At 65.3% G+C, this 24,386-nt stretch carries 29 protein-coding genes; 10 read left to right on the top strand and 19 right to left on the bottom strand.

Features of this window, described 5'->3' with window-relative positions:
• The first annotated feature begins 53 nt into the window (after window positions 1-53).
• The 4 genes from gap (at window position 54) to fba (ending at window position 4,302) form a co-directional block, all read left to right on the top strand.
• Window positions 54-1,067: a type I glyceraldehyde-3-phosphate dehydrogenase gene (gap, locus tag ACG97_RS12680; protein WP_047967734.1), complete on the top strand. Its 1,014-nt coding sequence runs from the start codon at window positions 54-56 to the stop codon at window positions 1,065-1,067.
• A 175-nt stretch (window positions 1,068-1,242) separates the two neighbouring features.
• Complete coding sequence (locus ACG97_RS12675) at window positions 1,243-2,415, top strand: phosphoglycerate kinase (protein WP_047967761.1); 1,173 nt, start codon at window positions 1,243-1,245, stop codon at window positions 2,413-2,415.
• 118 nt (window positions 2,416-2,533) lie between these two features.
• Window positions 2,534-3,169 carry a LysE family translocator gene (locus ACG97_RS12670; RefSeq protein WP_047967733.1) on the top strand — a complete coding sequence of 212 codons (636 nt, stop codon included), beginning with the start codon at window positions 2,534-2,536 and terminating at the stop codon, window positions 3,167-3,169.
• A gap of 68 nt (window positions 3,170-3,237) precedes the next feature.
• Window positions 3,238-4,302, top strand: coding sequence for a class II fructose-bisphosphate aldolase (gene fba, locus ACG97_RS12665; protein ID WP_047967732.1), 1,065 nt, complete (start codon window positions 3,238-3,240; stop codon window positions 4,300-4,302).
• 72 nt (window positions 4,303-4,374) lie between these two features.
• Here fba and ACG97_RS12660 read toward each other — a convergent pair whose 3' ends face one another.
• The gene (locus tag ACG97_RS12660; protein WP_047967731.1) at window positions 4,375-5,532 is read right to left on the bottom strand and encodes an HPP family protein; all 1,158 of its coding nucleotides are present in this window, start codon (window positions 5,530-5,532) and stop codon (window positions 4,375-4,377) included.
• Window positions 5,533-5,625: 93 nt separating this feature from the next.
• On the opposite strand from ACG97_RS12660, the gene ACG97_RS17680 reads away from it, so the two are divergent.
• Window positions 5,626-5,787, top strand: coding sequence for a hypothetical protein (locus ACG97_RS17680; protein WP_156168039.1), 162 nt, complete (start codon window positions 5,626-5,628; stop codon window positions 5,785-5,787).
• Between the two features lie 90 nt (window positions 5,788-5,877).
• Window positions 5,878-6,672 (top strand): TIGR00266 family protein, encoded by a 795-nt coding sequence (locus tag ACG97_RS12655; RefSeq protein ID WP_047967760.1) that lies wholly within the window; start codon window positions 5,878-5,880, stop codon window positions 6,670-6,672.
• Between the two features lie 67 nt (window positions 6,673-6,739).
• On the opposite strand, the gene aroG is transcribed toward ACG97_RS12655, so the two are convergent.
• The 6 genes from aroG to ACG97_RS12625 all read right to left on the bottom strand — a co-directional run bounded on the left by aroG (window position 6,740) and on the right by ACG97_RS12625 (window position 11,263).
• Window positions 6,740-7,816: a 3-deoxy-7-phosphoheptulonate synthase AroG gene (gene aroG, locus ACG97_RS12650; RefSeq protein ID WP_047967730.1), complete on the bottom strand. Its 1,077-nt coding sequence runs from the start codon at window positions 7,814-7,816 to the stop codon at window positions 6,740-6,742.
• Between the two features lie 245 nt (window positions 7,817-8,061).
• The gene (dksA, locus tag ACG97_RS12645) at window positions 8,062-8,472 is read right to left on the bottom strand and encodes an RNA polymerase-binding protein DksA (RefSeq protein ID WP_047967729.1); all 411 of its coding nucleotides are present in this window, start codon (window positions 8,470-8,472) and stop codon (window positions 8,062-8,064) included.
• 274 nt (window positions 8,473-8,746) lie between these two features.
• Entirely contained in the window at window positions 8,747-9,052 is a 306-nt protein-coding gene (locus ACG97_RS12640) for a c-type cytochrome (RefSeq protein ID WP_047967728.1), read from the bottom strand.
• Window positions 9,053-9,129: 77 nt separating this feature from the next.
• Window positions 9,130-9,714 carry a YggT family protein gene (locus ACG97_RS12635; protein WP_238377330.1) on the bottom strand — a complete coding sequence of 195 codons (585 nt, stop codon included), beginning with the start codon at window positions 9,712-9,714 and terminating at the stop codon, window positions 9,130-9,132.
• A complete protein-coding gene (gene proC, locus ACG97_RS12630; protein WP_047967727.1) occupies window positions 9,711-10,520 on the bottom strand; it encodes a pyrroline-5-carboxylate reductase in 810 nt (269 codons plus the stop codon). Before proC ends, ACG97_RS12635 begins: the two co-directional genes overlap by 4 nt.
• Window positions 10,521-10,573: 53 nt before the next feature.
• Window positions 10,574-11,263, bottom strand: a complete 690-nt coding sequence (locus ACG97_RS12625; protein ID WP_047967726.1) for a YggS family pyridoxal phosphate-dependent enzyme — start codon at window positions 11,261-11,263, stop codon at window positions 10,574-10,576.
• A gap of 121 nt (window positions 11,264-11,384) precedes the next feature.
• Here ACG97_RS12625 and ACG97_RS12620 point away from each other — a divergent pair, with 121 nt between their 5' ends.
• Together ACG97_RS12620 and ACG97_RS12615 are read left to right on the top strand one after the other, a co-directional pair.
• On the top strand, window positions 11,385-12,422 hold the full coding sequence (locus ACG97_RS12620; RefSeq protein ID WP_047967725.1) for a type IV pilus twitching motility protein PilT: 1,038 nt from the start codon (window positions 11,385-11,387) through the stop codon (window positions 12,420-12,422).
• Between the two features lie 15 nt (window positions 12,423-12,437).
• Window positions 12,438-13,574 (top strand): PilT/PilU family type 4a pilus ATPase, encoded by a 1,137-nt coding sequence (locus tag ACG97_RS12615; RefSeq protein WP_047967724.1) that lies wholly within the window; start codon window positions 12,438-12,440, stop codon window positions 13,572-13,574.
• A 55-nt stretch (window positions 13,575-13,629) separates the two neighbouring features.
• On the opposite strand, the gene ACG97_RS12610 is transcribed toward ACG97_RS12615, so the two are convergent.
• From ACG97_RS12610 to cyaY, 9 genes are all read right to left on the bottom strand, one after another.
• A complete protein-coding gene (locus ACG97_RS12610; protein WP_082133792.1) occupies window positions 13,630-14,859 on the bottom strand; it encodes an EAL and HDOD domain-containing protein in 1,230 nt (409 codons plus the stop codon).
• Window positions 14,860-15,024: 165 nt separating this feature from the next.
• On the bottom strand, window positions 15,025-15,759 hold the full coding sequence (locus ACG97_RS12605) for an amino acid ABC transporter ATP-binding protein (RefSeq protein WP_047967758.1): 735 nt from the start codon (window positions 15,757-15,759) through the stop codon (window positions 15,025-15,027).
• 2 nt (window positions 15,760-15,761) lie between these two features.
• The gene (locus ACG97_RS12600) at window positions 15,762-16,427 is read right to left on the bottom strand and encodes an ABC transporter permease subunit (protein WP_047967722.1); all 666 of its coding nucleotides are present in this window, start codon (window positions 16,425-16,427) and stop codon (window positions 15,762-15,764) included.
• Window positions 16,427-17,170 (bottom strand): amino acid ABC transporter permease, encoded by a 744-nt coding sequence (locus ACG97_RS12595; RefSeq protein ID WP_047967721.1) that lies wholly within the window; start codon window positions 17,168-17,170, stop codon window positions 16,427-16,429. The genes ACG97_RS12600 and ACG97_RS12595 overlap by 1 nt, the downstream gene beginning before the upstream one ends.
• 130 nt (window positions 17,171-17,300) lie before the next feature.
• Window positions 17,301-18,200, bottom strand: coding sequence for a glutamate/aspartate ABC transporter substrate-binding protein (locus tag ACG97_RS12590; protein WP_047967757.1), 900 nt, complete (start codon window positions 18,198-18,200; stop codon window positions 17,301-17,303).
• Between the two features lie 104 nt (window positions 18,201-18,304).
• Window positions 18,305-19,039 (bottom strand): amino acid ABC transporter ATP-binding protein, encoded by a 735-nt coding sequence (locus ACG97_RS12585; protein ID WP_047967720.1) that lies wholly within the window; start codon window positions 19,037-19,039, stop codon window positions 18,305-18,307.
• Window positions 19,040-19,152: 113 nt separating this feature from the next.
• Complete coding sequence (rsmA, locus tag ACG97_RS12580) at window positions 19,153-19,935, bottom strand: 16S rRNA (adenine(1518)-N(6)/adenine(1519)-N(6))-dimethyltransferase RsmA (protein ID WP_047967719.1); 783 nt, start codon at window positions 19,933-19,935, stop codon at window positions 19,153-19,155.
• 187 nt (window positions 19,936-20,122) lie between these two features.
• Window positions 20,123-20,533, bottom strand: coding sequence for a YqaA family protein (locus ACG97_RS12575; protein ID WP_047967718.1), 411 nt, complete (start codon window positions 20,531-20,533; stop codon window positions 20,123-20,125).
• A complete protein-coding gene (gene cyaY, locus ACG97_RS12570; RefSeq protein WP_047967717.1) occupies window positions 20,534-20,851 on the bottom strand; it encodes an iron donor protein CyaY in 318 nt (105 codons plus the stop codon).
• An 88-nt stretch (window positions 20,852-20,939) separates the two neighbouring features.
• Between cyaY and ACG97_RS17370 the strand changes: the two genes are divergently transcribed.
• Entirely contained in the window at window positions 20,940-21,050 is a 111-nt protein-coding gene (locus ACG97_RS17370) for a lipoprotein (protein WP_082133791.1), read from the top strand.
• Window positions 21,047-21,535 carry a GNAT family N-acetyltransferase gene (locus tag ACG97_RS12565; RefSeq protein ID WP_047967716.1) on the top strand — a complete coding sequence of 163 codons (489 nt, stop codon included), beginning with the start codon at window positions 21,047-21,049 and terminating at the stop codon, window positions 21,533-21,535. The genes ACG97_RS17370 and ACG97_RS12565 overlap by 4 nt, the downstream gene beginning before the upstream one ends.
• A 58-nt stretch (window positions 21,536-21,593) precedes the next feature.
• Here the strand turns inward: ACG97_RS12565 and ACG97_RS12560 are convergent, their stop codons facing one another.
• From ACG97_RS12560 to ACG97_RS17785, 3 genes are all read right to left on the bottom strand, one after another.
• Window positions 21,594-23,366 carry a GGDEF domain-containing protein gene (locus tag ACG97_RS12560; protein WP_047967715.1) on the bottom strand — a complete coding sequence of 591 codons (1,773 nt, stop codon included), beginning with the start codon at window positions 23,364-23,366 and terminating at the stop codon, window positions 21,594-21,596.
• Between the two features lie 164 nt (window positions 23,367-23,530).
• The gene (locus ACG97_RS12555) at window positions 23,531-23,980 is read right to left on the bottom strand and encodes a MarR family transcriptional regulator (protein ID WP_047967714.1); all 450 of its coding nucleotides are present in this window, start codon (window positions 23,978-23,980) and stop codon (window positions 23,531-23,533) included.
• 89 nt (window positions 23,981-24,069) lie between these two features.
• A partial coding sequence (locus ACG97_RS17785; protein WP_202902775.1) for a hypothetical protein occupies window positions 24,070-24,386 on the bottom strand: 317 nt, incomplete at its 5' end.

The following is a 24,386-nucleotide window of genomic DNA, read 5'->3' as shown; positions in this document are numbered from 1 at the left end:
GCCGTCCCCGCTAAGAGGGACGGCCGTTTCACATTTTCTTGGGAGAGAAAATTATGACCATCCGCATCGCGATCAACGGCTACGGCCGTATCGGCCGCCAGGCGCTGCGTTCGATCTACGAATACAACCTGCGCAACGATTTCGAAATCGTGGCCGTCAACGCCTCCGGCGACCTGGCCACCAACGCGCACCTGACCAAGTTCGACACCGTGCACGGCCGCTTTGCCGCCGAAGTCAGCCACGACGAAAACACGCTGATCGTCAACGGCGACCGCATCCCGTTCTTCTCCACCCGCAACCCGGCCGAACTGCCGTGGGACGCACTGCAGGTGGATCTGGTACTGGAATGCACCGGTGCCTTCACCAGCAAGGAAAAGTGCCAGGCACACATCAACGCCGGCGCCAAGAAGGTGCTGATCTCGGCCCCGGGCGGCGACGACGTTGACGCCACCATCGTCTACGGCGTCAACCACGACGTGCTGACCGCCGACATGACCGTGGTGTCCAACGCGTCCTGCACCACCAACTGCCTGGCCCCGGTGGCCAAGGCGCTGAACGACGCCATCGGCATCAAGAAGGGCCTGATGACCACCATTCACGCCTTCACCAACGACCAGGTGCTGACCGACGTGCGTCACAAGGACCTGCGCCGCGCCCGTTCCGCCACCGACAACCTGATCCCGACCAAGACCGGCGCCGCCAAGGCCGTCGGCCTGGTGCTGCCGGAACTGAAAGGCCGCCTGGACGGTTTCTCGGTGCGCGTGCCGACCATCAACGTGTCGCTGGTTGACCTGACCTTCACCGCGTCCCGCGACACCACCAAGGACGAGATCAACGAGATCGTCAAGGCCGCGTCCGAAGGCAGCATGAAGGGTACGCTGGGTTACAACACCCTGCCGCTGGTTTCCAGCGACTTCAACCACAGCACCGAAGGCTCCATCTTCGACGCCAGCCTGACCAAGGTCACCGGCGGCAACATGGTGAAAGTGCTGGCCTGGTACGACAACGAGTGGGGCTTCTGCCAGCAGATGCTGAAGACCGCGCGCGCGATGTTTGCAGCAAAATAAAGCCAGACCATGCCGCCGGCCGCAAGGTTGGCCGCATGCCTGGTAGGGTGGGCCGGACACGTCCGGCCCACACCGTTGTTTGAACGGCAATGCGACGATCTGCCTGCGGGCAGATCGTCGCATTCCGGGCGATGGTGGGCCGAACCGCCCACCCTACCTAGCTGAGGAGATGAAATTGCAATTCAAGAAACTGACCGACCTGGCGCTGGCCGGCAAGCGCGTACTGATCCGCGTCGACATGAACGTGCCGCTCAAGAATGGCGTCATCGGTGACGACACCCGCATCCGCGCCAGCCTGCCGTCGATCGAGCACTGCCTGAAGGCCGGTGCCAGCGTGATCCTGATGACCCACCTCGGCCGTCCGACCGAAGGCGAGCCGCAGCCGGAAGACAGCCTGGCCCCGGTGGCCGCGCGCCTGTCCGAGTTGCTGGGCCAGACCGTGACCGTGGCTGCCGACTGGCAAACCGGCGTGGCGCTGACCGCAGGCGAGGTGGTGATGCTGGAAAACGTGCGCCTGAACAAGGGCGAGAAAAAGAACAACGAAGCGCTGGGCCGTGCCTACGCCAGCCTGTGCGACATCTTCGTCAACGACGCCTTCGGCACCGCGCACCGCGCCGAAGCGTCCACCCACGCCGTGGCGCAGTTCGCCCCGGTGGCCTGCGCCGGCATCCTGCTGGCCGCCGAGCTGGACGCGCTGGGCAAGGCGCTGCTGGCGCCGGCCCGCCCGCTGGTGGCCATCGTCGCCGGCTCCAAGGTGTCGACCAAGCTGACCATCCTCGAGGCGCTGGCCGACAAGGTTGACCAGCTGATCGTCGGCGGCGGCATCGCCAACACCTTCCTGCTGGCCGAAGGCAAGACCATCGGCAAGTCGCTGGCCGAAGCCGATCTGGTGGACGACGCCCGCCGCGTGATCGCCAAGATCCGCGCCCGCGGCGGCGACGTGCCGCTGCCGAGCGACGTGGTGTGCGCCAGCGAGTTCTCCGACACCGCCACCGCCACGCTGAAGAACGTGGCCGAGGTCGGCGCCGACGACATGATCCTCGACATCGGCCCGGACTCGGCCAAGGTACTGGCCGACATCGTCGCCAAGGCCGGCACCGTGGTGTGGAACGGCCCGGTCGGCGTGTTCGAGATCGAGCAGTTCAGCCACGGTACCCAGGCGCTGGGCCAGGCGATTGCCGGTTCGGCGGCGTTCTCCATTGCCGGCGGTGGCGACACCCTGGCGGCGATCGCCAAGTACGGTCTGACCGAGCAGATCAGCTATATCTCCACCGGCGGCGGCGCCTTCCTCGAGTTCCTCGAAGGCAAGGAACTGCCGGCGGTGGCGATGCTGGCCGCGCGCGCCTGACGCACCACCCGCCGTTGCGGCCAACCTTGGCCGTAACGGTGGCGCTGTAACTTGCCGGGTACAGGCGTTGCGCCTAGACTCGGCAACACCCCCATTACCGATGCAAGGAGCAGCGCCCATGGCCTTCGATACCTGGCTGATCTTCGTCGTCACCGTGTTTTTCGTGTCGGCGACCCCCGGTCCCAACATGCTGCTGGCGATGAGCCACGGCATCCGCTTCGGCCTGCGCGGTGCGCTGCCGACCATGGCCGGCCTGCTGCTGGCGCTGGGGCTGATCATGGGCGGTTCCGCCGCCGGTCTCGGCGCGCTGCTGGCCACCTCGGAGCAGCTGTTCTCCTTCGTCAAGTACGCCGGTGCCGCCTATCTGGTGTGGCTGGGCTACCAGGCCTGGCGCGCGCCGGTCAGCGAGCGCATGGGCAGCGACAGTGACGACGACGGCGTGGCCGCCGTCAGCAACTGGCAGCGTTTCCGCACCGGCTTCCTGGTGGCGATGAGCAACCCGAAGGCCTTCGTGTTCTTTGCCGCGCTGTTCCCGCAGTTCATGCGCGCCGATGCGCCGCAAATGCCGCAGCTGGTGGTGCTGGCCGGCACCTTCTACGTGATCGAGAGCAGCTGGCAGGTGGTGTACGCCTTCGGCGGCGCCAAGCTCAAGCACTGGATCACCAGCCCGCTGCGCCAGCGCATGATGAACCGTTTTGCCGGTGGCTCCTTCATGGCCGCCGGTGTGGCGCTGAGCACCGTCAGCCGCGCCTGACGCGGCCAACCTTTTTCCGCGCCGGCCACGGCGGGCGCGACAAGCATTCAACTACTGGAGACTCACCCATGGCACTCGTTTCGATGCGTCAGCTGCTGGACCACGCAGCAGAATTCAGCTACGGCCTGCCGGCCTTCAACGTCAACAACCTGGAACAGATGCGCGCCATCATGGAAGCCGCCGACAAGGTCGACGCCCCGGTGATCGTTCAGGCCTCGGCCGGCGCGCGCAAATACGCCGGCGCACCGTTCCTGCGCCACCTGATCCTGGCGGCGGTGGAAGAATTCCCGCATATCCCGGTGGTGATGCACCAGGACCACGGCACCAGCCCGGACGTGTGCCAGCGCTCGATCCAGCTCGGCTTCTCCTCGGTGATGATGGACGGCTCGCTGAAGTCCGACGGCAAGACCCCGGCCGACTACGACTACAACGTTGACGTGACCCGCACCGTGGTGAACTTCGCCCACGCCTGCGGCGTGTCGGTGGAGGGTGAGATCGGCTGCCTGGGCTCCTTGGAAACCGGCATGGCCGGCGAGGAAGACGGCGTCGGCGCCGAAGGCGTGCTCGACCACAGCCAGCTGCTGACCGATCCGGAAGAAGCCGCCCAGTTCGTGAAGGACACCGGCGTCGACGCGCTGGCGATCGCCATCGGCACCAGCCACGGCGCCTACAAGTTCAGCAAGAAGCCGACCGGCGACGTGCTGCGCATCGACCGCATCAAGGAAATCCACGCCCGCATCCCCAACACCCACCTGGTGATGCACGGCTCTTCCAGCGTGCCGCAGGAATGGCTGCAGATCATCAACGAATTCGGCGGCGAGCTGGGCGAGACCTACGGCGTGCCGGTGGAAGAGATCGTGGAAGGCATCAAGCACGGCGTGCGCAAGGTGAACATCGACACCGACCTGCGCCTGGCCTCCACCGGCGCCATCCGCCGCTTCCTGGCGCAGAACCCGAAGGAATTCGACCCGCGCAAATACCTGGCCGCCAGCACCGTGGCGATGCGCGACATCGTGATCGCCCGCTACGAAGCATTCGGCGCCGCCGGCATGGCCAGCAAGATCAAGCCGGTCAGCCTCGACACCATGGCCAACCTGTACCTGAAAGGCCAGCTGGCGCAGATCGTGAAGTAAGCTGCACCCGCCATGCAAAACGCCACTCTGCGGAGTGGCGTTTTTTTTGGCTTGCGGCCAAGGTTGGCCGCATCAGGCGCCGGACAGGCGGTCGCGGAACAGCGCGGCGATCAGGTCGGACTGGCTGATCACGCCGGCCAGCGTGCCGTCGCCGGCCAGCACCGGCACATGATGCAGGCCGCGGTCAGCAAACAGCGGCACCAGCTCCACCAGGTGCAGGTCGTCGCGCACGCTGATCAGGGTGCTGCTCATGATCGCCGCCACCCGGCTGTCGCCGGCACGGCCGCTGAGCAGGCGCGCCAGCCGTTCGCGCAGCCCCTGCGGCGAACCGTCCAGCCGCTTGAGGAAGTCCACCAGCGACACCATGCCCAGCACTTGGCCGCTATCGGTGACCACCGGCAAGGCGCGCACCTTGTGCTGGCGCAGCAGCCGCCACGCCTCCTGCAGTGCGGTGTCCGAGCGCAGGCTGATCACGTCGCGCGACATGATGTCGCGGCAGCGGATGTCGCCCAGCCGGCGCCGGTAGGCGTGCATCTCCGCCAGCGTCATCACCTGCTCCAGATCGCTGCGGCTGATGTCGAGCAGGTGGTTGAAGCCGGCCAGCGCCGCTTCCATGTCTTCCTCGCGGATGCCCAGCCGCGCTAGCGGCGCCGGATCGCGGATCAGGTGGCGGTTGGGCGGCGGCAGCGCACGCGGGTAGGGACGGCGCAGCAGGTAATTGTTGAGCAGCCACGCTAGCGCCAGCATCAGCAGCGCATTGCACAGCACCAGCGCGACAAAGCCGTAGCCCATCGCCTGCACCGCCGGGCCGCCGACCACCGCGTTCAGCGCGATGGCACCACCGGGCGGATGCAGGCAGCGCAAGGCGATCATGGCGAAGATGGCCAGCCCAACCGCGACGCCGGCCGCCAGCCACGGCCACGGCAGCCACTGCGCGCAGGCGACGCCGATGGCAGCCGACACCAGGTGGCCACCCAGCAGTGGCCACGGCTGCGCCAGCGGGCTGCTGGGCAGCGTGTACAGCAGCACCGCCGCCGCACCCATCGACGCCACCAGCAGCGGTGCCGGCCCCAGGGTCAGCGCGGTGAACAGGCCGGTCAGCGCGATGGCAAACAGCGCGGCGGCGGCGACCGCCAGCTGTTCGCGGCGGCCGATCACCAGCGGCTCCGGCCACCAGCGCTGCAGACGCCGGCGCAGTCCGGCCGGCAACAAGGCAAGAGATGTCATCATCCTGCCATTGTATTTGAAGATGTATTTGGTTTGCCACTTTGTAACCGGCCGCCGCCCCTTGGCCGCCGCCGCCGCGCTGCGTACACTATACCGATGAGCGAACTTTTCTCCCCCCTCGAATGGGTCTTCGTGGTCATCCTCGGCCTGGTGCCACTGGCCGGCATCGTGTTCCACCTGTGGATCATGCTGCTGCGGCCGCCGAAGCAGCCGCCGGCCGACGCCGCCCCGCCGGCGCAGGATCGCGAGCCGCACTGAAGCGGCGCGGCTGCCTCATCCCGCTTTGCATTTGGCATGGCCAGCCGCTAGCATGAACGCATGCCGGCAACGGTGCCCAAGGAGAGCGAGATGGCAATGGATGTGATCGACTACCAGATCTTCGGCGACGACATGCAGTACGTCGAAGTGGAGCTGGACCCCGGCGAGGCCGCGGTCGGCGAGGCCGGCGCGCTGTACTACATGGAAGACGATGTCAGCATGGACACCGTCTTCGGTGACGGCTCGGCGGTGCAGAGCGGGCTGCTGGGCAAGCTGCTCGGCGCCGGCAAACGGCTGATCACCGGCGAGTCGCTGTTCACCACCGTCTACCTCAACCAGGGCCAGCGCAAGCGCCGCGTCGCCTTTGCCGCCAGCTATCCCGGCAAGATCGTGCCGGTACACCTCTTGGAGCTGGGCGGCACGCTGTACGCGCAGAAGGACAGCTTCCTCGCCGCCGCCAAGGGCGTCAGCCTCAGCCTCGCGTTCCAGAAGAAGATCGGCACCGGCCTGTTCGGCGGCGAGGGCTTCATCATGCAGAAGCTGGACGGTGACGGTTACGTGTTCCTGCACGCCGGCGGCACGCTGACCAGCCGCCAGCTGCAGCCGGGCGAGGTGCTGCGCGTCGATACCGGCTGCGTAGTGGCCTACCAGCCGACGGTGGATTTCGACATCGAGTACGTCGGCAAGCTGAAGTCGGCGCTGTTCGGCGGCGAAGGGCTGTTCTTCGCCAAACTGACCGGCCCCGGCCACGTGTGGCTGCAGTCGCTGCCACTGTCGCGGCTGGCCGACCGCATCGTCGCCGCCAGCCCCAAGGCCGGCGGCGGCGGCAGCGAGCAGGGTTCGCTGCTCGGCGGCCTCGGCAATATCCTGGACGGCAAGGACTGAAGCGCGGCCAACGCCTGCATGAAAAAAGCCCGGAGCACGCTCCGGGCTTTTTTTATCGGTGGCAGGCTTACTTGCCGGACGGCACGCCAACCTTGGCGCGGCGCGCCTGGACCGCGTCGGCCAGCGTCTGCAGCAGCGCTTCGGTATTGTCCCAGCCGATGCAGGCATCGGTGATGCTCTGGCCGTAGGTCAGTTCGCAGCCCGGTTTCAGGTCCTGGCGGCCTTCCACCAGGTGGCTTTCCACCATCACGCCGAAGATGTGCTGATCACCGGCCGCCAGTTGCGCGGCGATGTCGTCGCACACTTCCATCTGGCGACGGTAGTCCTTGCGGCTGTTGGCATGGCTGAAGTCGACCATCAGCTTCTGCGGCAGGCCGACGGCGGCCAGCTCGGCGGCGGCGGCCTGAACGTAGCGTGCCTCGTAGTTCGGCTCCTTGCCGCCGCGCAGGATCACGTGGCAGTCCGGGTTGCCGCCAGTCTCGACGATGGCGGAATGACCGGTCTTGGTCACCGACAGGAAGTGGTGCGACACACTGGCAGAGCGGATGGCATCCACCGCGATCTTGAGGTTGCCGTCGGTGCCGTTCTTGAAACCGACCGGGCAGGACAGGCCGGAGGCCAGCTCGCGGTGCACCTGCGATTCGGTGGTGCGCGCGCCGATGGCACCCCAGCTGATCAGGTCGGCCAGATACTGCGGCGTGATCATGTCGAGGAATTCGGTGGCCGCCGGCATGCCCATGCTGTTGAGGTTGAGCAGCAGGCGACGCGCCAGGCGCAGGCCGGTATTGATGTCGTAGGACTCGTCGAGGTGCGGGTCGTTGATCAGACCTTTCCAGCCGACGGTGGTGCGCGGTTTTTCAAAGTAGACACGCATCACGATCTGCAGGTCGCCCGCGTACTTCTGGCGCAGCGGCAGCAGGCGGCGGGCGTATTCTTCCGCCGCAGCCGGATCGTGGATGGAACAGGGGCCGATCACCACCAGCAGGCGGTCGTCCTCGGCACGCAGCAGACGGGCAATGTCACGACGGGCGTTGAAGATCAGCTCGGCGGCGGATTCGTTGATCGGCAGCTCGTACAGGTGAGCAATCGGCGGGAGCAGTTCTTTGATGTCTCGGATTCTGACGTCGTCGGTCTGGCGGTGCATTGCTGTGTCCTTGGTCTCTTTTGTTTGCATAGCAACATTACCCGCTTCACCCAGCCATGCCAAGCCCTAAACCGTATCGTGGCCGGCGATTTTTTGACGCCGCTACGTCACACCGTCGTGGCATGACCTGCCAAACGGTCGGCCATAAAACAGTGCCATTGGCAGGCTTTGCCAAAATAATGGCCAATAAAAAGCAAAAGCACCCCGAAGGGTGCTTTCGTTGGGCAATGCGGCCAACCTTGTGCTCAGTCGGCGTACTGGCGCTTCATGCGTTCGCGACGCTCCTGCGCTTCCACCGACAGCGATGCTGTCGGGCGGGCCAGCAGGCGCTTGAGGCCGATCGGCTCACCGGTGTCTTCGCAATAGCCGTAGCTGCCGTCTTCGATCAAACGCAGGGTGGACTGGATCTTCTGCAGCAGCTTGCGCTCGCGGTCGCGGGTGCGCAGCTCCAGCGCATACTCTTCTTCCAGTGTGGCGCGATCCGCCGGATCGGGCGTGGCTTCCTGCTCCTGCAGGTGGCTAGCCGTGGCACTGGCGTTGCTCAACAGCTCTTGTTGCATGTTCAACAAGCGCTCCTTGAAGAACTCAAGATGGTCGGCGTTCATGTAGTCATCGCCGGACCAGTTGATGATGTCTTGTTCAGTCAGCTTGGCCATAGTTTGATGCTTCCAGCTATAAAGTTGTGGCAACAGGCGTGGAAGATTACCGACGGCATAAGGAAAGTGCAACACAATCCGTACGCCATCTCCGTCACAACTGTCTTTTATCTTGTGTATATAGTGCCGAACGGGGGTGAACTCAAGAGGGCAGGCCGATTAAGGCCCGACTTAAGACATTGGCAAGAAACACGGAAAGCGGCCGCGGCGGCAAATGGCACCGCGCCAACGCAACAAAAGCGCCTCGCGGCGCTTTATGTTGCATAAAACATGATTACTTCTGGCTCAAGACCCACTTCACCAGCGTTTTCAGATCGGCATCGCTGACCTGCGGGTGAGCCGGCATTGGGATCGGACCCCAGACGCCGGAACCACCGGCCTTGACCTTGGCCACCAGCTTGGCTTCGGCACTCTTGTCGCCCGCGTATTTCTTGGCGACATCCTTGTAGGCCGGGCCGACAATCTTCTTGTCGACCGCGTGACAGGCGACACAGGCGTATTTCTGCGCCAGCTGCAGGTTGGCAAAAGCGGGGGTGGCCAGCACGCCCAGGGCCACAGCGGCCAATAGCATTTTTTTCATGCAAAGTTCTCCACAGGATCAAACCCCTGACCTGACTCCGTAGCCAGGCAAGGCGACGCTACTTGATAACTGAATGCTCATACTGCCATCTTGAGTTGCATCAAGAAAGACATTTCCAGCATCCGGACCGGCAGCATCAGGATCACCTGGATCACCAGCAGCAACACCAGCGGCGACAGGTCGACGCCGCCGATCACCGCGCGCTGGAAGGGGCGCAGGTAGGGTCGGGTCAGCGCTTCCAGTACCGGGCGCAGGCCGTTGTAGGGATTGACCCAGCTGAGGATCGCCAGCACGAACACCGCGCCCATCAGCAGGTACAGCGACAGGCGGAACACGTCGAGCAGCGCCAGCAGCGTCAGCGCCAGCCAGCTCTGCGGGTGCAGCAGGTCGTAGGGCAGCGGGTTGAGCAGCAGGATGCTGATCAGTGCCAGCAGCGATACCACCCAGGCCAGCACCATGGTGGCGGTGTCATAACTGCGCCACGCCGGAATCCAGCGCCGCAACGGCAACACCGCAAAATTGCTGACCGCGATCACGAACTGGGTCAGCGGATGCTTGAACGGCGCCCGCGCCACCTGCAGGTAAAAACGCATCAGCAGCACCAGCACGAACAGCTCGCTGATGGTCTTGATCAGGAATTGCAGTGTTTCCAGCAGCATCATTCGCCGTCCTTGCTCAACAGGTCACCCAGCTCCACCGAGCGGGCGCGGCAGTCCAGCGCCCCGGCGATGATCGCCGCCTTGACACCCTCGGCCTCGAAACGGGCGATGGCGCGCTCGGTGGTCCCGCCCTTGGACATCACGTTGGTGCGCAAGGTTGCCACCGGCAGTGGGCTTTGCCTGGCCAGCTCCACCGCGCCCTCGAAGGTGCCCAGCACCAGTGCCCGCGCTTCCTGCTCGCTGAAGCCGACCTGGCAGGCGCCCTCGATCATGCTCTCGATAAAGTAGAACACGTAGGCCGGGCCGCTGCCGGAGACGCTGGTGATGTCGTCGATGCCACCCTCGGTCTCCAGCCAGCTGGTGATGCCGACCGCCTGCATGATGCCTTCCGCGGTGCGGCGATCCGCTTCGCCGATATCGGCGGCGGCATACAGCCCGGACACGCCCTTGCCGACCATGGCCGGGGTGTTGGGCATCACCCGCACGATGCGCGAGCTGCCCAGCCAGCGGCTCAGCGCCTCCAGGCGCACCCCGGCGGCGATCGACACCACCAGCGCACCGTGCAGGCGCGGCGCCAGTTGCTGGCACACCGCCTGCAGTGCCTGCGGCTTGACCGCCAGCAGCACCACCTCGTCGGCGGCAAAGCGGTCCGGCAGCGCCGCCAGCGCGGTGACGCCGAATTCGGCCTGCAGGCTGGCGCGCTTGTCTTCGTGCAGCTCCACCACGCTGATCTGCTGGCCGGGCTGCTGGCAGAGACCGGAAATGATGGCGGAGGCCATATTGCCGCCACCGATGAACGTGATACGCATGGTTTTCCCCTGGTTCTTGTTGCTTCGCCCGCTGGCGAAACATGGTTGGATGGTTAGCCGTAGTGGCGCGCGCCGAAGATCGCGGTGCCGACGCGCACCATGGTGCTGCCGGCGGCGATCGCCGCCGCCATGTCGGCGGACATGCCCATCGACAGCGTGTCGGTGGCGATGCCGGCCGCCGCCAGTCGCTGCTGCAGCGTCGCCAGCACGCCGAAGCGTGCGGCCAACGTTGCCGCATCCTGCGTCGGCTCCGGAATGCACATCAGCCCGCGCAGCCGCAGGCCGGGCAAGGCGGCGATGGCCTGCGCCAGCGGCAGCACCTCGTCCGGCGCGCAGCCGCTCTTGCTGTCCTCGCCGGAGACGTTGACCTGGATGCAGACATTCAGCTGCGGCAGTGTCGCCGGGCGCTGCGCCGACAGCCGTTCGGCGATCTTCAGCCGTTCCACCGAATGCACCCAGTGTGCCAGTTCCGCCACCGGCCGCGTCTTGTTCGATTGCAGCGGGCCGATGAAATGCCACTCCAGCGCCAGATCCTGCAGCTCGGCAGCCTTGGCCTGCAGCTCCTGCACGTAGTTCTCGCCAAAGCGGCGCTGGCCGGCGGCGTAGGCTTCGCGCACCGCCGCCGCCGGAAAGGTCTTGCTCACCGCCAGCAAGGTCACGCTGTCGCCATCGCGGCCGGCCGCCTGTGCCGCACTGCCGATCGCCGCGCTCACCCGTTGCAGGGTGCTGCTGATATCTGTCATCGTCTGCTCGCTCTCTCTTCCGCCGGTGGCCGCGGCCTCAGTGGGCAGCGGCACCCGGCGGCGTTACAATCGTCCGCATCACTCGATGAACCCGGCATTGTTGCGGACGCGGAGAAATTATATGGAAATTTCCGAACTTCTGGCCTTTACGGTCAAAAACAAGGCATCGGACCTGCACCTGTCGTCCGGACTGCCACCGATCATACGGGTACACGGCGACATCCGCCGCATCAACCTGCCGCCGATGGCGCACCATGACGTGCACGACATGGTGTACGACATCATGAACGACCACCAGCGCAAGGCCTTCGAAGAGATCTTCGAGTGCGACTTCTCCTTCGAGCTGCCGGGCATCGCCCGTTTCCGCGTCAACGTGTTCCAGCAGAACCGCGGTATCGCCGCGGTATTCCGCGTGATTCCGTCCAAGGTGCTGTCGCTGGAGGATCTCAACGCGCCGAAGATCTTCCGCGAGATCGCCGACTTGCCGCGCGGCATCGTGCTGGTCACCGGCCCGACCGGCTCCGGCAAGTCCACCACGCTGGCGGCGATGGTCGACTACGTCAACGAGAACCAGTATTCGCACATCCTGACGGTGGAAGACCCGATCGAATTCGTGCACGAAAGCAAGAAGGGGCTGATCAACCAGCGCGAACTCGGCGCCCAGACGCAGAGCTTCGCCAACGCGCTGAAGAGCGCGCTGCGCGAGGACCCGGACGTGATCCTGGTCGGCGAGATGCGTGACCTGGAAACCATCCGCCTGGCGCTGACCGCCGCCGAAACCGGCCACCTGGTGTTCGGCACCCTGCACACCAGCGGCGCCGCCAAGACCGTCGACCGTATTGTCGACGTGTTCCCGGCCGGCGAAAAGGAAATGGTACGCGCCATGCTGTCGGAAAGCCTGCGTGCGGTGATTTCGCAGACGCTGCTGAAGACCAAGGACGAAAGCGGCCGCGTCGCCGCCCATGAAATCATGATCGGCACCCCGGCGATCCGCAACCTGATCCGCGAAAACAAGATCGCGCAGATCAACTCGATGATCCAGACCGGCCAGCAGTACGGCATGCAGACCATGGACATGTGCCTGCAGGAACTGGTGCGGCGCAATGTGATTTCGATTCAGGAAGCCCGACAAAAGGCTTCCAACAAGGACGCGTTCTAAGCGAGGAAGTAGCGCATGGAAAAGGACCAGGCATCAAAATTCATCCACGATCTGCTCAAGCACGCCGCCAGCAAGAACGCCTCCGACATCTTCATCACCTCCGATTTTCCGCCGGCGATGAAGATCGACGGCAAGATCACTCCGGTGGCGCCGCAGGCGCTGACCGCGCAGCACTGCAAGGAGCTGGTGCGCTCGGTGATGAATGACCGCCAGATGGAGGAGTTCGAATCCAGCTCCGAGGCCAACTTCGCCATCAGCCCGCCCGGCATCGGCCGCTTCCGCGTCAGCGCCTACATGCAGCAGGGCAAGGCCGGCATGGTGCTGCGCAAGATCAACACCGAGATCCCGACGCTGGACCAGCTGAAAATGCCGGCGGTGCTGAAGGACGTGGCGATGATCAAGCGCGGGCTGGTGATCTTCGTCGGCGGCACCGGCTCCGGCAAATCCACCTCGCTGGCGGGGCTGGTGGACTGGCGCAACAGCACCGCGGCCGACCACATCATCACCCTGGAAGACCCGATCGAGTACGTGCACCAGCACAAGAAGAGCATCATCACCCAGCGCGAGATCGGTGTGGACACCGAGAGCTGGGAGGTGGCGCTGAAGAACACGCTGCGCCAGGCGCCGGACGTGATCCTGATGGGCGAGATCCGCGACCGCGAATCAATGATGTACGGCCTGCAGTTCGCCGAGACCGGCCACCTGTGCCTGGCCACGCTGCACGCCAACAACGCCAACCAGGCGCTGGACCGCATCCTCAACTTCTTCCCGGAAGAGCGCCACCAGCAGGTGCTGATGGATCTGTCGCTGAACATGCGCGCCATCGTGTCGCAGCGGCTGATTCCGCTGAAGCAGGTCAAGGGCCGCGTCGCGGCGGTGGAAATCCTGCTCAACAGCCCGCTGATCGCCGACCTGATCTTCAAGGGCGAGGTGTCCGGCATCAAGGAGGTGATGGGCCGCTCGCGCGAGACTGGGATGCAGACCTTCGACCAGGCGTTGTTCGAGCTGTACGAGAGCGGCCAGATCAGCTTCGAGGACGCGCTGCGCAACGCCGACTCGGTCAACGACCTGCGCCTGAAGATCAAGCTCTACGGCGAGGAGAGCAAGCACAGCGATCCGCTGGGCGGGCTCGATCACCTCGACATCGTCTAAGCACAAGGTTGGCCGCAACGGCTTGCGGCCAACCTTGTGCCCCCGGCCTCACCGCTCAGGTGAGGAAGTCGTCACTCCACATCTTGCGCACCCACTCCAGCGCTTCCAGCTGCACCTGGTTGAAGTTGTCAGCCGCTAGCGTCGGCAGCGGCGCCTGCGCCTCGCGGCACTCGGCCAGCTCGGTCTGCGCCAGCAGGTCGCCAAGCATGCCCTCGCGGTACAGCAGGGCCTGCAGCACCTTGTCGCGCAGCGCCAGCGACGCCACCAGCGACTGCATGCTCATACCCAGCAGGCTGTCGGCCAGCGACAGGATGCCGGTCATGAACGCCTCGTCGCGCTCGGCCGGCGGCGCGAGCAGCTCCATCATGCGGCCGCGCACCGCCGCCATTTCCAGCAGCGGGCTGGGGCCGCTGTCCGGGCGGCAGTCGGCGGCGAACAGGATGACCAGCGCCCAGCGCTTCAGCCGTGACGAGCCGAGCATGGTCAGCGCCTCGCGGATGGAGCGCACCGGGCGACCGTAGTTTTCCGCGGCGTTGACCAGCTTCAGCAGGCTGACCACCATGTCCGGCGCGCCCTTGAACACCTCTTCCAGTTCCAGCAGCTCGGCGTCCTGCATCACCAGCCCCAGCAGGCGCAGCATCAGCGCGCGGTGCGGATGGGCGCGGTTCTGCTGCATGATGGTCGGCTTGGCGAAGAAGTAGCCCTGGAACAGGCGGATGCCCAGCTCGCGGCAGCGCTCGAACTGCTCGTAGCTGTCCACTTTCTCCGCCAGCAGCTGGCCGCGGTAGCCCTGCAGCCGCTGCAGCAGTGCCGGCAGCCGCGCCAGCGATACCTGCTGCAGGTCGATCTTCAGGTAGGACACCAGCGGCAGCATCGCCTGGATTTCCGGGGTGATGTCACTGACGTCGTCCAGCGCCAGCCGGTAGCCGCGCGCCTGCAGTTCGCGGCAGCGCTCGCGCACCGAGTCGTCCAGCGGCACGCTTTCCAGGATCTCGAGAATGATGCTCTCCGGCGGCAGCAAGTCCAGCACCGGGCTTTTCAGCAGCCGTTCATTGACATTGATGAAGCCGGGACAGCCTTCCAGCACCCGCGACATGCCCAGATCGATGAAGGTGTGGCGGATCACCGAGGCGGTGGCGTTGACGTCATCCTGGAACAGCGCGCGGTTTTCCGGCCCGGAGCGGAACAGCAGTTCGTAGGCCACGCGCTGCTGCTGGACATCGACAATCGGTTGGCGGCCAAGATAGATGGTGGTGTACATGTCGGCGATATTAGCGGATGCCATCGTCAAACAAAACCGTGATCATGAGTGCTCGATGTCAGGCATGACCCAGCGCAACCATGACGGGGGAAAAAACCACACCCGCGGCCGCAGGCGTAAAAAAACGCCACCGCGAGGGTGGCGTTGTCGGTGCCAGGTTGGCCGCAACGGCGGCGGCCAGACGCTTGCTCAGTGCGCCAGGATCTTCGACAGGAACTGGCGCGCACGCTCGGAGCGGGCGTCGATATTGCCGAAGAATTCTTCCTTCTCGCAGTCCTCGACGATGGCACCGCGGTCCATGAAGATCACGCGGTTGGCCACCTTGCGCGCAAAGCCCATCTCGTGGGTCACGCACATCATGGTCATGCCTTCGTGCGCCAGCTCCACCATCACGTCCAGCACTTCGTTGACCATCTCCGGGTCCAGCGCCGACGTCGGTTCGTCGAACAGCATCGCGATCGGGTCCATCGCCAGCGCGCGGGCAATCGCCACGCGCTGCTGCTGGCCGCCGGACAGCTGGCCGGGGAACTTGTTGGCCTGTGCCTTGAGGCCGACGCGGTCGAGGTAGTGCATGCCTTTCTGCATCGCCTCGTCCTTGCTGCGGCCGAGCACGCGCTGCTGCGCGATGGTCAGGTTCTCGGTGATCGACAGGTGCGGGAACAGTTCGAAGTTCTGGAACACCATGCCGATGCGGGCGCGTAGCTTGGGCAGGTCGGTCTTCGGATCGCCCACCGAGATGCCGTCGACGATGATGTCGCCCTTCTGGAACGGCTCCAGCGCGTTGACGGTCTTGATCAGCGTGGACTTGCCGGAACCGGACGGGCCGCACACCACCACCACTTCGCCTTTCTTGACGTCGGTCGTGCAATCGGTGAGCACCTGGAAGTCACCGTACCATTTGCTGACGTTCTTGATCTCGATCATGCTCATACTGCCAACCTCTTCTGCAGACGCTTCACCAGAGTGGACGCGCCGAAACTGATAACAAAGTACACCGCACCGGCAAAAATCAGGAACTCGTGCGATTGCCCCATGATGTCGCCGCGCGCGCGCGCGGCATTGAGGAAGTCGATCAAACCGACTGCATACACCAGCGAGGTGTCCTGGAACAGGATGATGGTCTGCTGCAGCAGCAGCGGGGTCATCTTGCGGAACGCCTGCGGCAGGATGATCAGGCGCATCGCCTGGCTGTAGGTCATGCCCACGGCGTAGGCGGCGTTGATCTGCCCCTTGGAGATCGACTGGATACCGGCACGCACGATCTCGCAGTAGTAGGCCGCCTCGAACATCACGAACGCCACCAGGCAGGAGGTGAAGGCGCCGACGGCGACGAACTCGCCGGTGATCCAGTTCAGGATCATCGGCACCGCCAGGTAGAACCAGGTGATCACCAGCAGCAGCGGGATGGAGCGGAAGTAGTTGACGTAGGCCTTGGCGAAACCGGACAGCAGCGCGCTGTTGGACATGCGCGCCAGTGCCAGCACGGTACCGAGGGCAATGCCGCCCGCGACCGCCAGCAACAGCAGCTGCAGCGTCAGTTTCATGCCGTCCCACAGGCTGGGCAACGACGGGATAATCTGGCTGAAATCCATTATTTGGCCCCTCCCATCATGCCGGGAATGCGCACTTTCTTCTCCACCAGGCTCATCAGCGTCATCAGGCTCATGTTGAGCACGAAGTAGATCACCGTGGCCAGGGTAAACGCTTCAAAGATGTTGGCACTGAATTCCGCGGTCTGCTTGGTCTGCGCCAGCAGCTCCATCAGGCCGATCAGCGACGCCACCGAGGAGTTCTTGAAGATGTTGAGAAACTCGCTGGTGAGCGGCGGGATGATGATGCGGAACGCCTGCGGCAGCAGCACGTGGCGATAGGTCTGCCCGATGCTGAAACCGACCGCCAGCGCGGCGGCACTCTGGCCACGGGGCAGCGCCTGGATGCCGGTGCGCACCTGCTCGCACACCCGCGCTGCGGTAAACAGCGCCAGGCACACCACCACCGAGATATAGGCCGAGGTCGCCGGGTTCAGGTCCTGCTTGAACCAGATCTGCAGCGGCTCCGGCAGGTAGTCCGGTACCACGAAATACCAGAGGAACAGCTGCACCAGCAGCGGCACGTTGCGGAACAGCTCGACATAGGCGGTGGCAATCGCCGGCAGCACCTTGCCCGGCAGGGTGCGCATCACGCCCAGCACCGACCCCAGCAGCAGGGCGATGATCCAGGCCATCAGCGCCACCGCGATGGTCCAGCCCAGACCGGACACGAACCAGTCGAGGTAGATTTCGCTGCCGATGCCTGTGGACTTGAAGAAGATGTTCCAGTCCCAGTTGTAATTCATTGACTTCTCCAAAAGAAAAGGGGCGCCAGCAGCGCCCCTCCGGGAGCGGGTTTCCGGGCGTTGCCGCCCGGTCCCGGTCTCGTTTCACGCTTGCTTCAGAAAACCCGCTCCGTCATTACCAACAAGCTGCTTACATTTCCTCGGCAGACTTGTCTGTCGGCTTGGCCACCAGCGCCTTGAACTCGTCGGACATCGGGAAGTTCAGGTTCAGGCCTTTTGGTGGCACCGGCGCCATGAACCACTTGCTGTAGATCTTGTTCACTTCGCCGGACTTGAAGGTGGCCTTGATCGCGTCGTCGACCACTTTCTTGAATGCCGCATCTTCCTTGCGCAGCATGCAGCCGTAGATTTCGAACGACTGCGGCTTGCCGGTCACGACCCAGTTGCCCGGGTTCTTGGCCTTGGCCATTTCACCGTACAGCAGCGCATCGTCCATCATGAAGGCGACGGCACGGCCCGATTCCAGCATCAGGAACGATTCGCCGTGGTCCTTGGCGGAGATGATGTTCATGCCCATCTGCTTCTCGGCGTTCATCGCCTTCAGCAGACGCTCGGAAGTGGTACCGGCGGTGGTCACCACGTTCTTGCCCTTCAGGTCCGGGAAGTCCTTGATGCCGGAAGTCTTGGCGGTCATCAGGCGGGTACCGATTTCGAAGATGCCGACGGAGAAGGCAACCTGCTTCTGGCGCTCCAGGTTGTTGGTAGTGGAGCCGCACTCCAGGTCCACGGTGCCGTTCTGTACCAGCGGGATGCGGGTCTGCGAGGTCACCAGGTTGTAGCGCACCTGCAGGTTAGGCATCTTCAGCTGTTTCTTGACCGCCTCGACCACCTTCAGCTGCAGGTCGTGCGAGTAACCGATCGGCTTGGTCGGGTCGTTCGCCAGGTAGGAGAACGGGATCGAGGCATCACGGTGACCGAGCACGATCACGCCGGAGCTCTTGATCTTGTCCAGGGTACCTTCGGCCATGGCCGGAGCGGCAAAAGCGGAAGCGATGACAGCAGTAGTCAGCAGACGAGTCGTAAAACGCATTGGTTTCTCCATTTTCTCTTGGGTTTTGCTGCTTTTATCAAGCCGTACCGGCTAGGTATGGCCCGGAAACCTGACACCGCCAGTGCGGCGGTGCCGGCAGGCAATCAGCTCATCGGGGTGAGCAATTGCCGTAAAAACTGTTGTGCCCGTTCGTGTTGCGGGTTCTTGAAAAACTCTTCCGGCGGCGCCTGTTCCACGATCTTGCCGTGGTCGATGAACACCACCCGGTCGGCCACTTCGCGGGCAAAGCCCATTTCGTGGGTGACCACCATCATGGTCATGCCGGATTCGGCCAGATCCTTCATCACCTTCAGTACTTCGCCGATCATCTCCGGGTCCAGCGCGGAGGTCGGTTCGTCGAACAGCATCACCCGCGGTTCCATCGCCAGGCCGCGGGCGATGGCCACGCGTTGCTGCTGGCCGCCGGACAGCTGCGCCGGGAAGGCATCCTTCTTGTGGGCGAGGCCGACCCGCTCCAGCAGCGCGACCGCCTGCTTGTCGGCGGCGGCCTTGTCCATGCCCTTGACCTTGATCGGCGACAGCGTGATGTTGTCCACCACCGACAGGTGCGGGTAGAGGTTGAAGTGCTGGAACACGAAACCGACTTCGGCGCGCAGCGCGTTGAGATCGGTTTTCGGATCGGCGACGTTCTTGCCGTCGACCCAGATCTCGCCCTCGTTGATGCTTTCCAGCTGGTTCACGGTGCGGATCATGGTCGACTTGCCGGAGCCGGACGGCCCGCACACCACCACCACTTCACCCTGCGCCACCTGCAGGTCAATCCCGTTCAGTACGTGCAAGTCCTTGAACCACTTGTGGACATTGTTGAAACGAATCATCGCTTTTCCTTTAATTCCTGTGACAGCCAGCATCGTGGTGCGGCACGGTCCGCATCATTCAGAACGGATTGTGCTGCGGCCAACCTGGTACAGCAAGCCGCAGCGCAACATGGTCAGCCGCGCGCGGCGGCCAGATGGTTGGCCAGCGCCACATACTGCTGCACGCTCAACGTCTCGGCACGGGCGGCCGGGTCGATACCCAGCGACTGCAAGGCCTCGTCGCTGATCACGCCCTTGAGGTTGTTGCGCAAGGTCTTGCGCCGCTGGCCAAAGGCCTGCGCCACGATCTCTTCCAGCAGCGCCTCGTCGGTTGCCACCCCACAGCGACCGGCATCAGGAATCATCCTTACCACCGCGGAATCCACTTTCGGTGGCGGGTAGAATGCACCCGGCGGTACCAGCAAGATCTGTTCCATGTCGAAACGGTACTGCAACATCACCGTCAGACGGCCGTAATCCGGGGTCGACGGCGCCGCCACCATGCGGTCGACCACCTCTTTTTGCAGCATGAAATGCATGTCGGTGACGCGGTTGCCGTAGCAGGCGAGGTGGAACAGCAGCGGGGTGGAAATGTTGTACGGCAGGTTGCCGACCAGCTTGAACGGGCCGTCGCAGACGCTGCCAAAATCGAAGGCCAGCGCGTCGCCCTCGTGGATGGTCAGCCGCTTGGGCGAGATCTCGCCGCGCAGGCGGCTGATGATGTCGCGGTCGATTTCCACCACATGCAGATGGTCTAGACGCTGCAGCAGCGGCTTGGTCAGCGCACCGAGGCCGGGGCCGATCTCGATCACCACATCGCCCGGCTGGGCGCCGACGGCGCTGACGATGTCCTCGATCACCTTGCTGTCCTGCAGGAAGTTCTGGCCGAAGCGCTTGCGCGGAATGTGTTTGCTCATTGCTACTTTCTGGATGAAAAACGGCGACAGGCTCGGCCGGCGATGGCGGGCAAATACTGTCGCACAAAGATAAAGTTCTAACTCAAGCATAGCGGCGATCGTGCCGCGCGCCAGTACAACGCCATGGTGATGCTGCAGCCAGCATGGCGTCCGGAAATCCGGACAACGGCCGGCCGGCGCGTACGCCTCACCGGATAAGGCCCAGCATTCCCCACGCCAGCAGCGCGTAACGGCTGGCCTTGCCCAGCGTAATCCACAGCACGCAGGGCCAGAATGACAAGCGCAACCAGCCGGCGGCCAGCGGCAGCGCGTCGCCGGCCAGCGGCACCCAGCTCAGCCACAGCGCCGCCGGGCCGAAACGGGCGAACCACGCCGCCGCCCGCGGCGGTAGCGGTCTGGGCGGCACGCAGCGCCCCAGCCACAGGCTGCTGATACTGCCCAGCGCATTGGCGGCGGTGGCGACCAGCAGTGCCGGCCACAGCAGCTCCGGCCGCTGCAGCAGCAAGGCGCCCAGCGCCAGCTCGGAATTGCCCGGCAGCACGGTGGCAGACAGGAACGCCGACGCCGCCAGGCCGCCCAGCAGCAGCCAGCTGCTCACTCAGACGGCAAACACGAAATCGCAGCCGGCGGCGTGGCTGACCACCGCCGACAGCGTGGCGCCGAACTCCTTGCCATCGCGCGCCGCCAGCCACTGGCCGTCGCGCAGCGCGAAGTGGAAACCGCCGCTCTTGGCCGCGATCCACAGTTCCTGGTTCGGCACGTGGCGGTTGACCACCACCTTCTCGCCGCTGTCGAACTCGATTTCCAGCACATTCCCCATTTTCAGGCAGTCCAGATCCAGCTCCGCCTCATCCAGTGCCGCTTCGATGCGCGTGAAAATACCGTCGGTGAGGGTCAGGAATTCGCTTTCAGTCATGGAAAAGTCCTAAAGGTTGGCCGCATGGCTTGGGGTGGGAGGCTCGCGCCTGTTAGACTGCGATTTTGCCATAGCTACCGGATTCCGTATGCGTACTGCGCTGATGTTTGTCCTTGTCGCCACCGTTGTCACCGCCTGCGGCTTCAAGGGCCCGCTGTATCTGCCCGCCCCGGCCAGCCAGCAGCAGGCCGCGCCGTGAGCGCACTGCAACTGCGTGCGGCCAACCTTGCCGACGCCGGCGACTGCCTGTTGCTGGCACGGCTGACCGATGCCTACGCCCGCGATGCGATGGGTGGGGGCGAGGGGCTGACACCCGCGCGCCAGCAGCAGCTGGCGCAGGCACTGGGCGGTCATCCCGGCCTGTTCGCGCTGATCGCGGAGCAGGACGGCGAGCCGGTCGGCCACGCGCTGTGCGTGCTGGGTTTTTCCAGCTTCTACGCGGCGCCGGTGTGCAATCTGCATGATCTGTCGGTGCTGTCCGCCGCGCGCGGCCAGGGCCTCGGCCGACGCCTGCTGCAGGCCGTGGCCAGCGCCGCCGCCCAGCGCGGTTGCGCCAAGCTGACGCTGGAAGTGCGCGACGACAACGCGGTGGGGCGCACGCTGTACCACAGCGAAGGCTTTGCCGAAGCCGGCCTCGGCGGCACCCACTACCGGCTGCTGGAAAAGGTGCTGACCCCGGCCTGAGCCGTAGTACGAGCCGGCTGCCCGCGCCGTGACCACCACCGTGCCATGAGCGCCCCGGCTACAGCGCCGGCGCCACTTCCAGCCGGTTGCGGCCCTTGTGCTTGGCCTGGTACAGCGCCAGGTCGGCGGCGCGTAGCACCGCCTGCCAGTCCTGCGGCTGGTTCTGCCACGCCATGCCGAGACTGGTGGTGACGTGCAGCAGCGGGTGCAGCGTGCTCCAGTCGTAGTCCATCAGCGCCAGCCGCAGGCGCTCGCAGGTCGCCACCGCCGCCTCCTGCGACGTTTCCATCAGCAGCAGCACGAATTCCTCGCCACCGTAGCGCACCACCAGATCGACCGAACGGGTGTGCAGCACCACCAGCTGCGCCACCTTGCGCAGGGTGTCGTCGCCGATGGCGTGGCCGAAGCGGTCGTTGATCGACTTGAAGTAGTCCAGATCCAGCACCACCACCGCCATGCCGTCAAAGCCGCCCTGCAGCTGTGTCAGCCGCTCCGGGCCTTCGCGGTCGAGGCAGCGACGGTTGCCGACCCCGGTCAGCGCGTCGACCAGCACCGCCTGCTCCAGCTCGCTCATGCGTGCCTCGGCCACCGATTTTTCCGCCTCCAGCCGCACCGCGCGCAGGCGCTCGTGCTCGGCCTTCAGCCGTTCACGCTCGGTTTCCAGCCGTGCGCTGGTGATCTCCAGCTCCTTGCGGATCGCCCAGCCCTGGGTGCTGCTGCGCTTGTCGGCCAGCGACTGTTCCAGCTGGCGCAGGCGCTCCAGCTGCCGCAGCGCCGGCTCGAACTGGCCGCCGTCCTTGTACACGCGGTACAGCGCCTCGTGCGCCAGCACCCGCATCTCGTATTCGATCTGCTCGGCCGGCAGTGCCAGCACCCGCTGCAGCACCGCGATCGCCGCCGGCAGCTGCCCGGTACGGTGCAGGATGATTGCTTCTGCCAGGTCGGCACGGTGCTGCAGCGCGGTGAAATCGCCACACCGCGCCAGCTCGCGGCCCTGCGCCAGCTCGGCCAGCGCCTCGTCGTAGCGGGCGAGATCGGTGAGGATTTCCGCCAGATTGATGATGGCGGTGGCTTGCAGGTGCGGGTTGTCCGTCGTGGTCGCCAGCGTCGCCGCCTGCTGGAAGTAATCCAGCGACTGCGCCAGCAGTGCCGCGGCGCCGGCCTGGGCCAGTGACTGCGCCAGCTGGCCGGCGGTGCGGTAGCTGGAGCCGAGATTGTTGATGGCGCTGAACAGCGCAATGAGATGGCCGTGCTGCACCGCCAGCTCGCGCGCCTGCTGCAACAGCGCCACGCTCTGCTCCAGATCGCCGACCGCGCTGAAGGTGCACAGCCCGGCGCGGTTCAGCGCCCAGCTCAGCATCAGCGGCTGCTGGCAGAGGCGGGCGGCGCTCAGCGCCTCCAGTGCGTACTTCAGGCCGTCGTGCGCCAGCCCCAGCTCGTTGCAGGCCATCGCCACCGTGCACAGCACCTCGGCGCGGGCCGCGGCATCGGCGGGCCGCTCCAGCAGCGACGCCGCTTCCAGCCCCGGCGGAATGGCGTCGGCCAGCTGGCCCAAGCGGAAGCGGTGCAGCGCCAGCAGGGCCAGCGCTTCGCTGCGCAGGTGCTCGAAGCCATGCTCGCCGGCCAGTTGCAGCGCCGTTTCCGCCGCCTGCAAGCCGTGATGGTGACGGCCGCGGCTGCCGGCCTCGCGCGCGCTGCGCAACAGCCGTAACAGGGCCTGGCGCTGCGATCCCGTGCTGCCGGCCGCAGCCGCCGCGGCAAGCACGGTGGCCGCCGGCTGGCGGCGGCGCGATGCGTGCGCCGGGTCACGGGATTTGTCAGCGCCAATCATAAAAACCACCGGAGATTCAGATGGCTGAATTTATATACCGATTTATGGCGAGGGCGTAGCAGAAGGTTGGCCGCAATGACGGATTGGCGGCGGCAACGTGCAAAAAACAACAATCGCAGCGCAACAAGCGGCACCGCGATGACGGCCGGATTGGCGCGGTGGCCTCAGTCCGGCGCCAGGCTCTGCGCCGCCTGCAGCAGCAGGTCCAGCGACAGGCTGCCACTGCTCTGGCGCAGCGCCAGCAGCTCGTCGCGGTGCGCGCGCGCCAGCTGCTGCACCAGCTCCTCGCCCTTCGGCGCCAGGCTGATCTCGACACAGCGGCGGTCTTCGCGCCCCGGCTTGCGCACGATCAGCTGCTGCGCCTCGCAACGGCTGACCAGCCCGACCACGCTGTGGTGGTGCGACTGCAGCCGCTGCGCCAGCTCCGCCACCGTCGCCCAGTCGCGCCCGGGGTAGCCGCGCAATTGCAGCAGCAGCTGGTACTGCAGCGGGGTGATGCCGTTGCTCTGCGCCAGCTCCTCGCTGAAACGCAGGAACAGGCGCAGCCGGTAGCGGAAATCGGCCAGACGCTCGAAGTCGTCCTTGGACAGCGGAGTCGGGGGAGAAGGGTTCATGGTGGCAACAGCGGGCAACAAGCCCGCCAGCGTAGCAGATTTCCGCGCCGCCGCCGTGGCGGCACGTCCGGTCATTGTCGCCGCCATGCTCAGTGCGACCGGCCGGCGTAACACACCGGCGAGCTGCGCAGCGCGGCGTCGTGCCAGTAACTTTGCGCCGCCAGGCGGGCCTCGAGGAAGCGCGCCAGCGCACGCACCGGATTGAGCAGGCCGTCCTCGCCGTCGTACAGCAGCACCACGCCACCCGCGGCGGCGGCCTGCAGCAGCGCCTGCCAGCGCGGCGGGTTGGCGCCCAGATCGGCCCAGTAGGTGTCGCAGAACAGCGCGTAGCGCAGCGGGTCGCGCCGCAGCCAGGCCAGCAACCCCGGCGCCGGCAGCGCGCGCGGCAACCACTGTGCCCGCGGCA

Origin of the sequence: Vogesella sp. EB (assembly GCF_001037925.1) — a bacterium.
GTDB lineage: Bacteria > Pseudomonadota > Gammaproteobacteria > Burkholderiales > Chromobacteriaceae > Vogesella > Vogesella indigofera.
The sequence above is the reverse complement of the archived record's forward strand: the minus strand, read 5'-3'. Positions and strand labels throughout refer to the sequence as shown.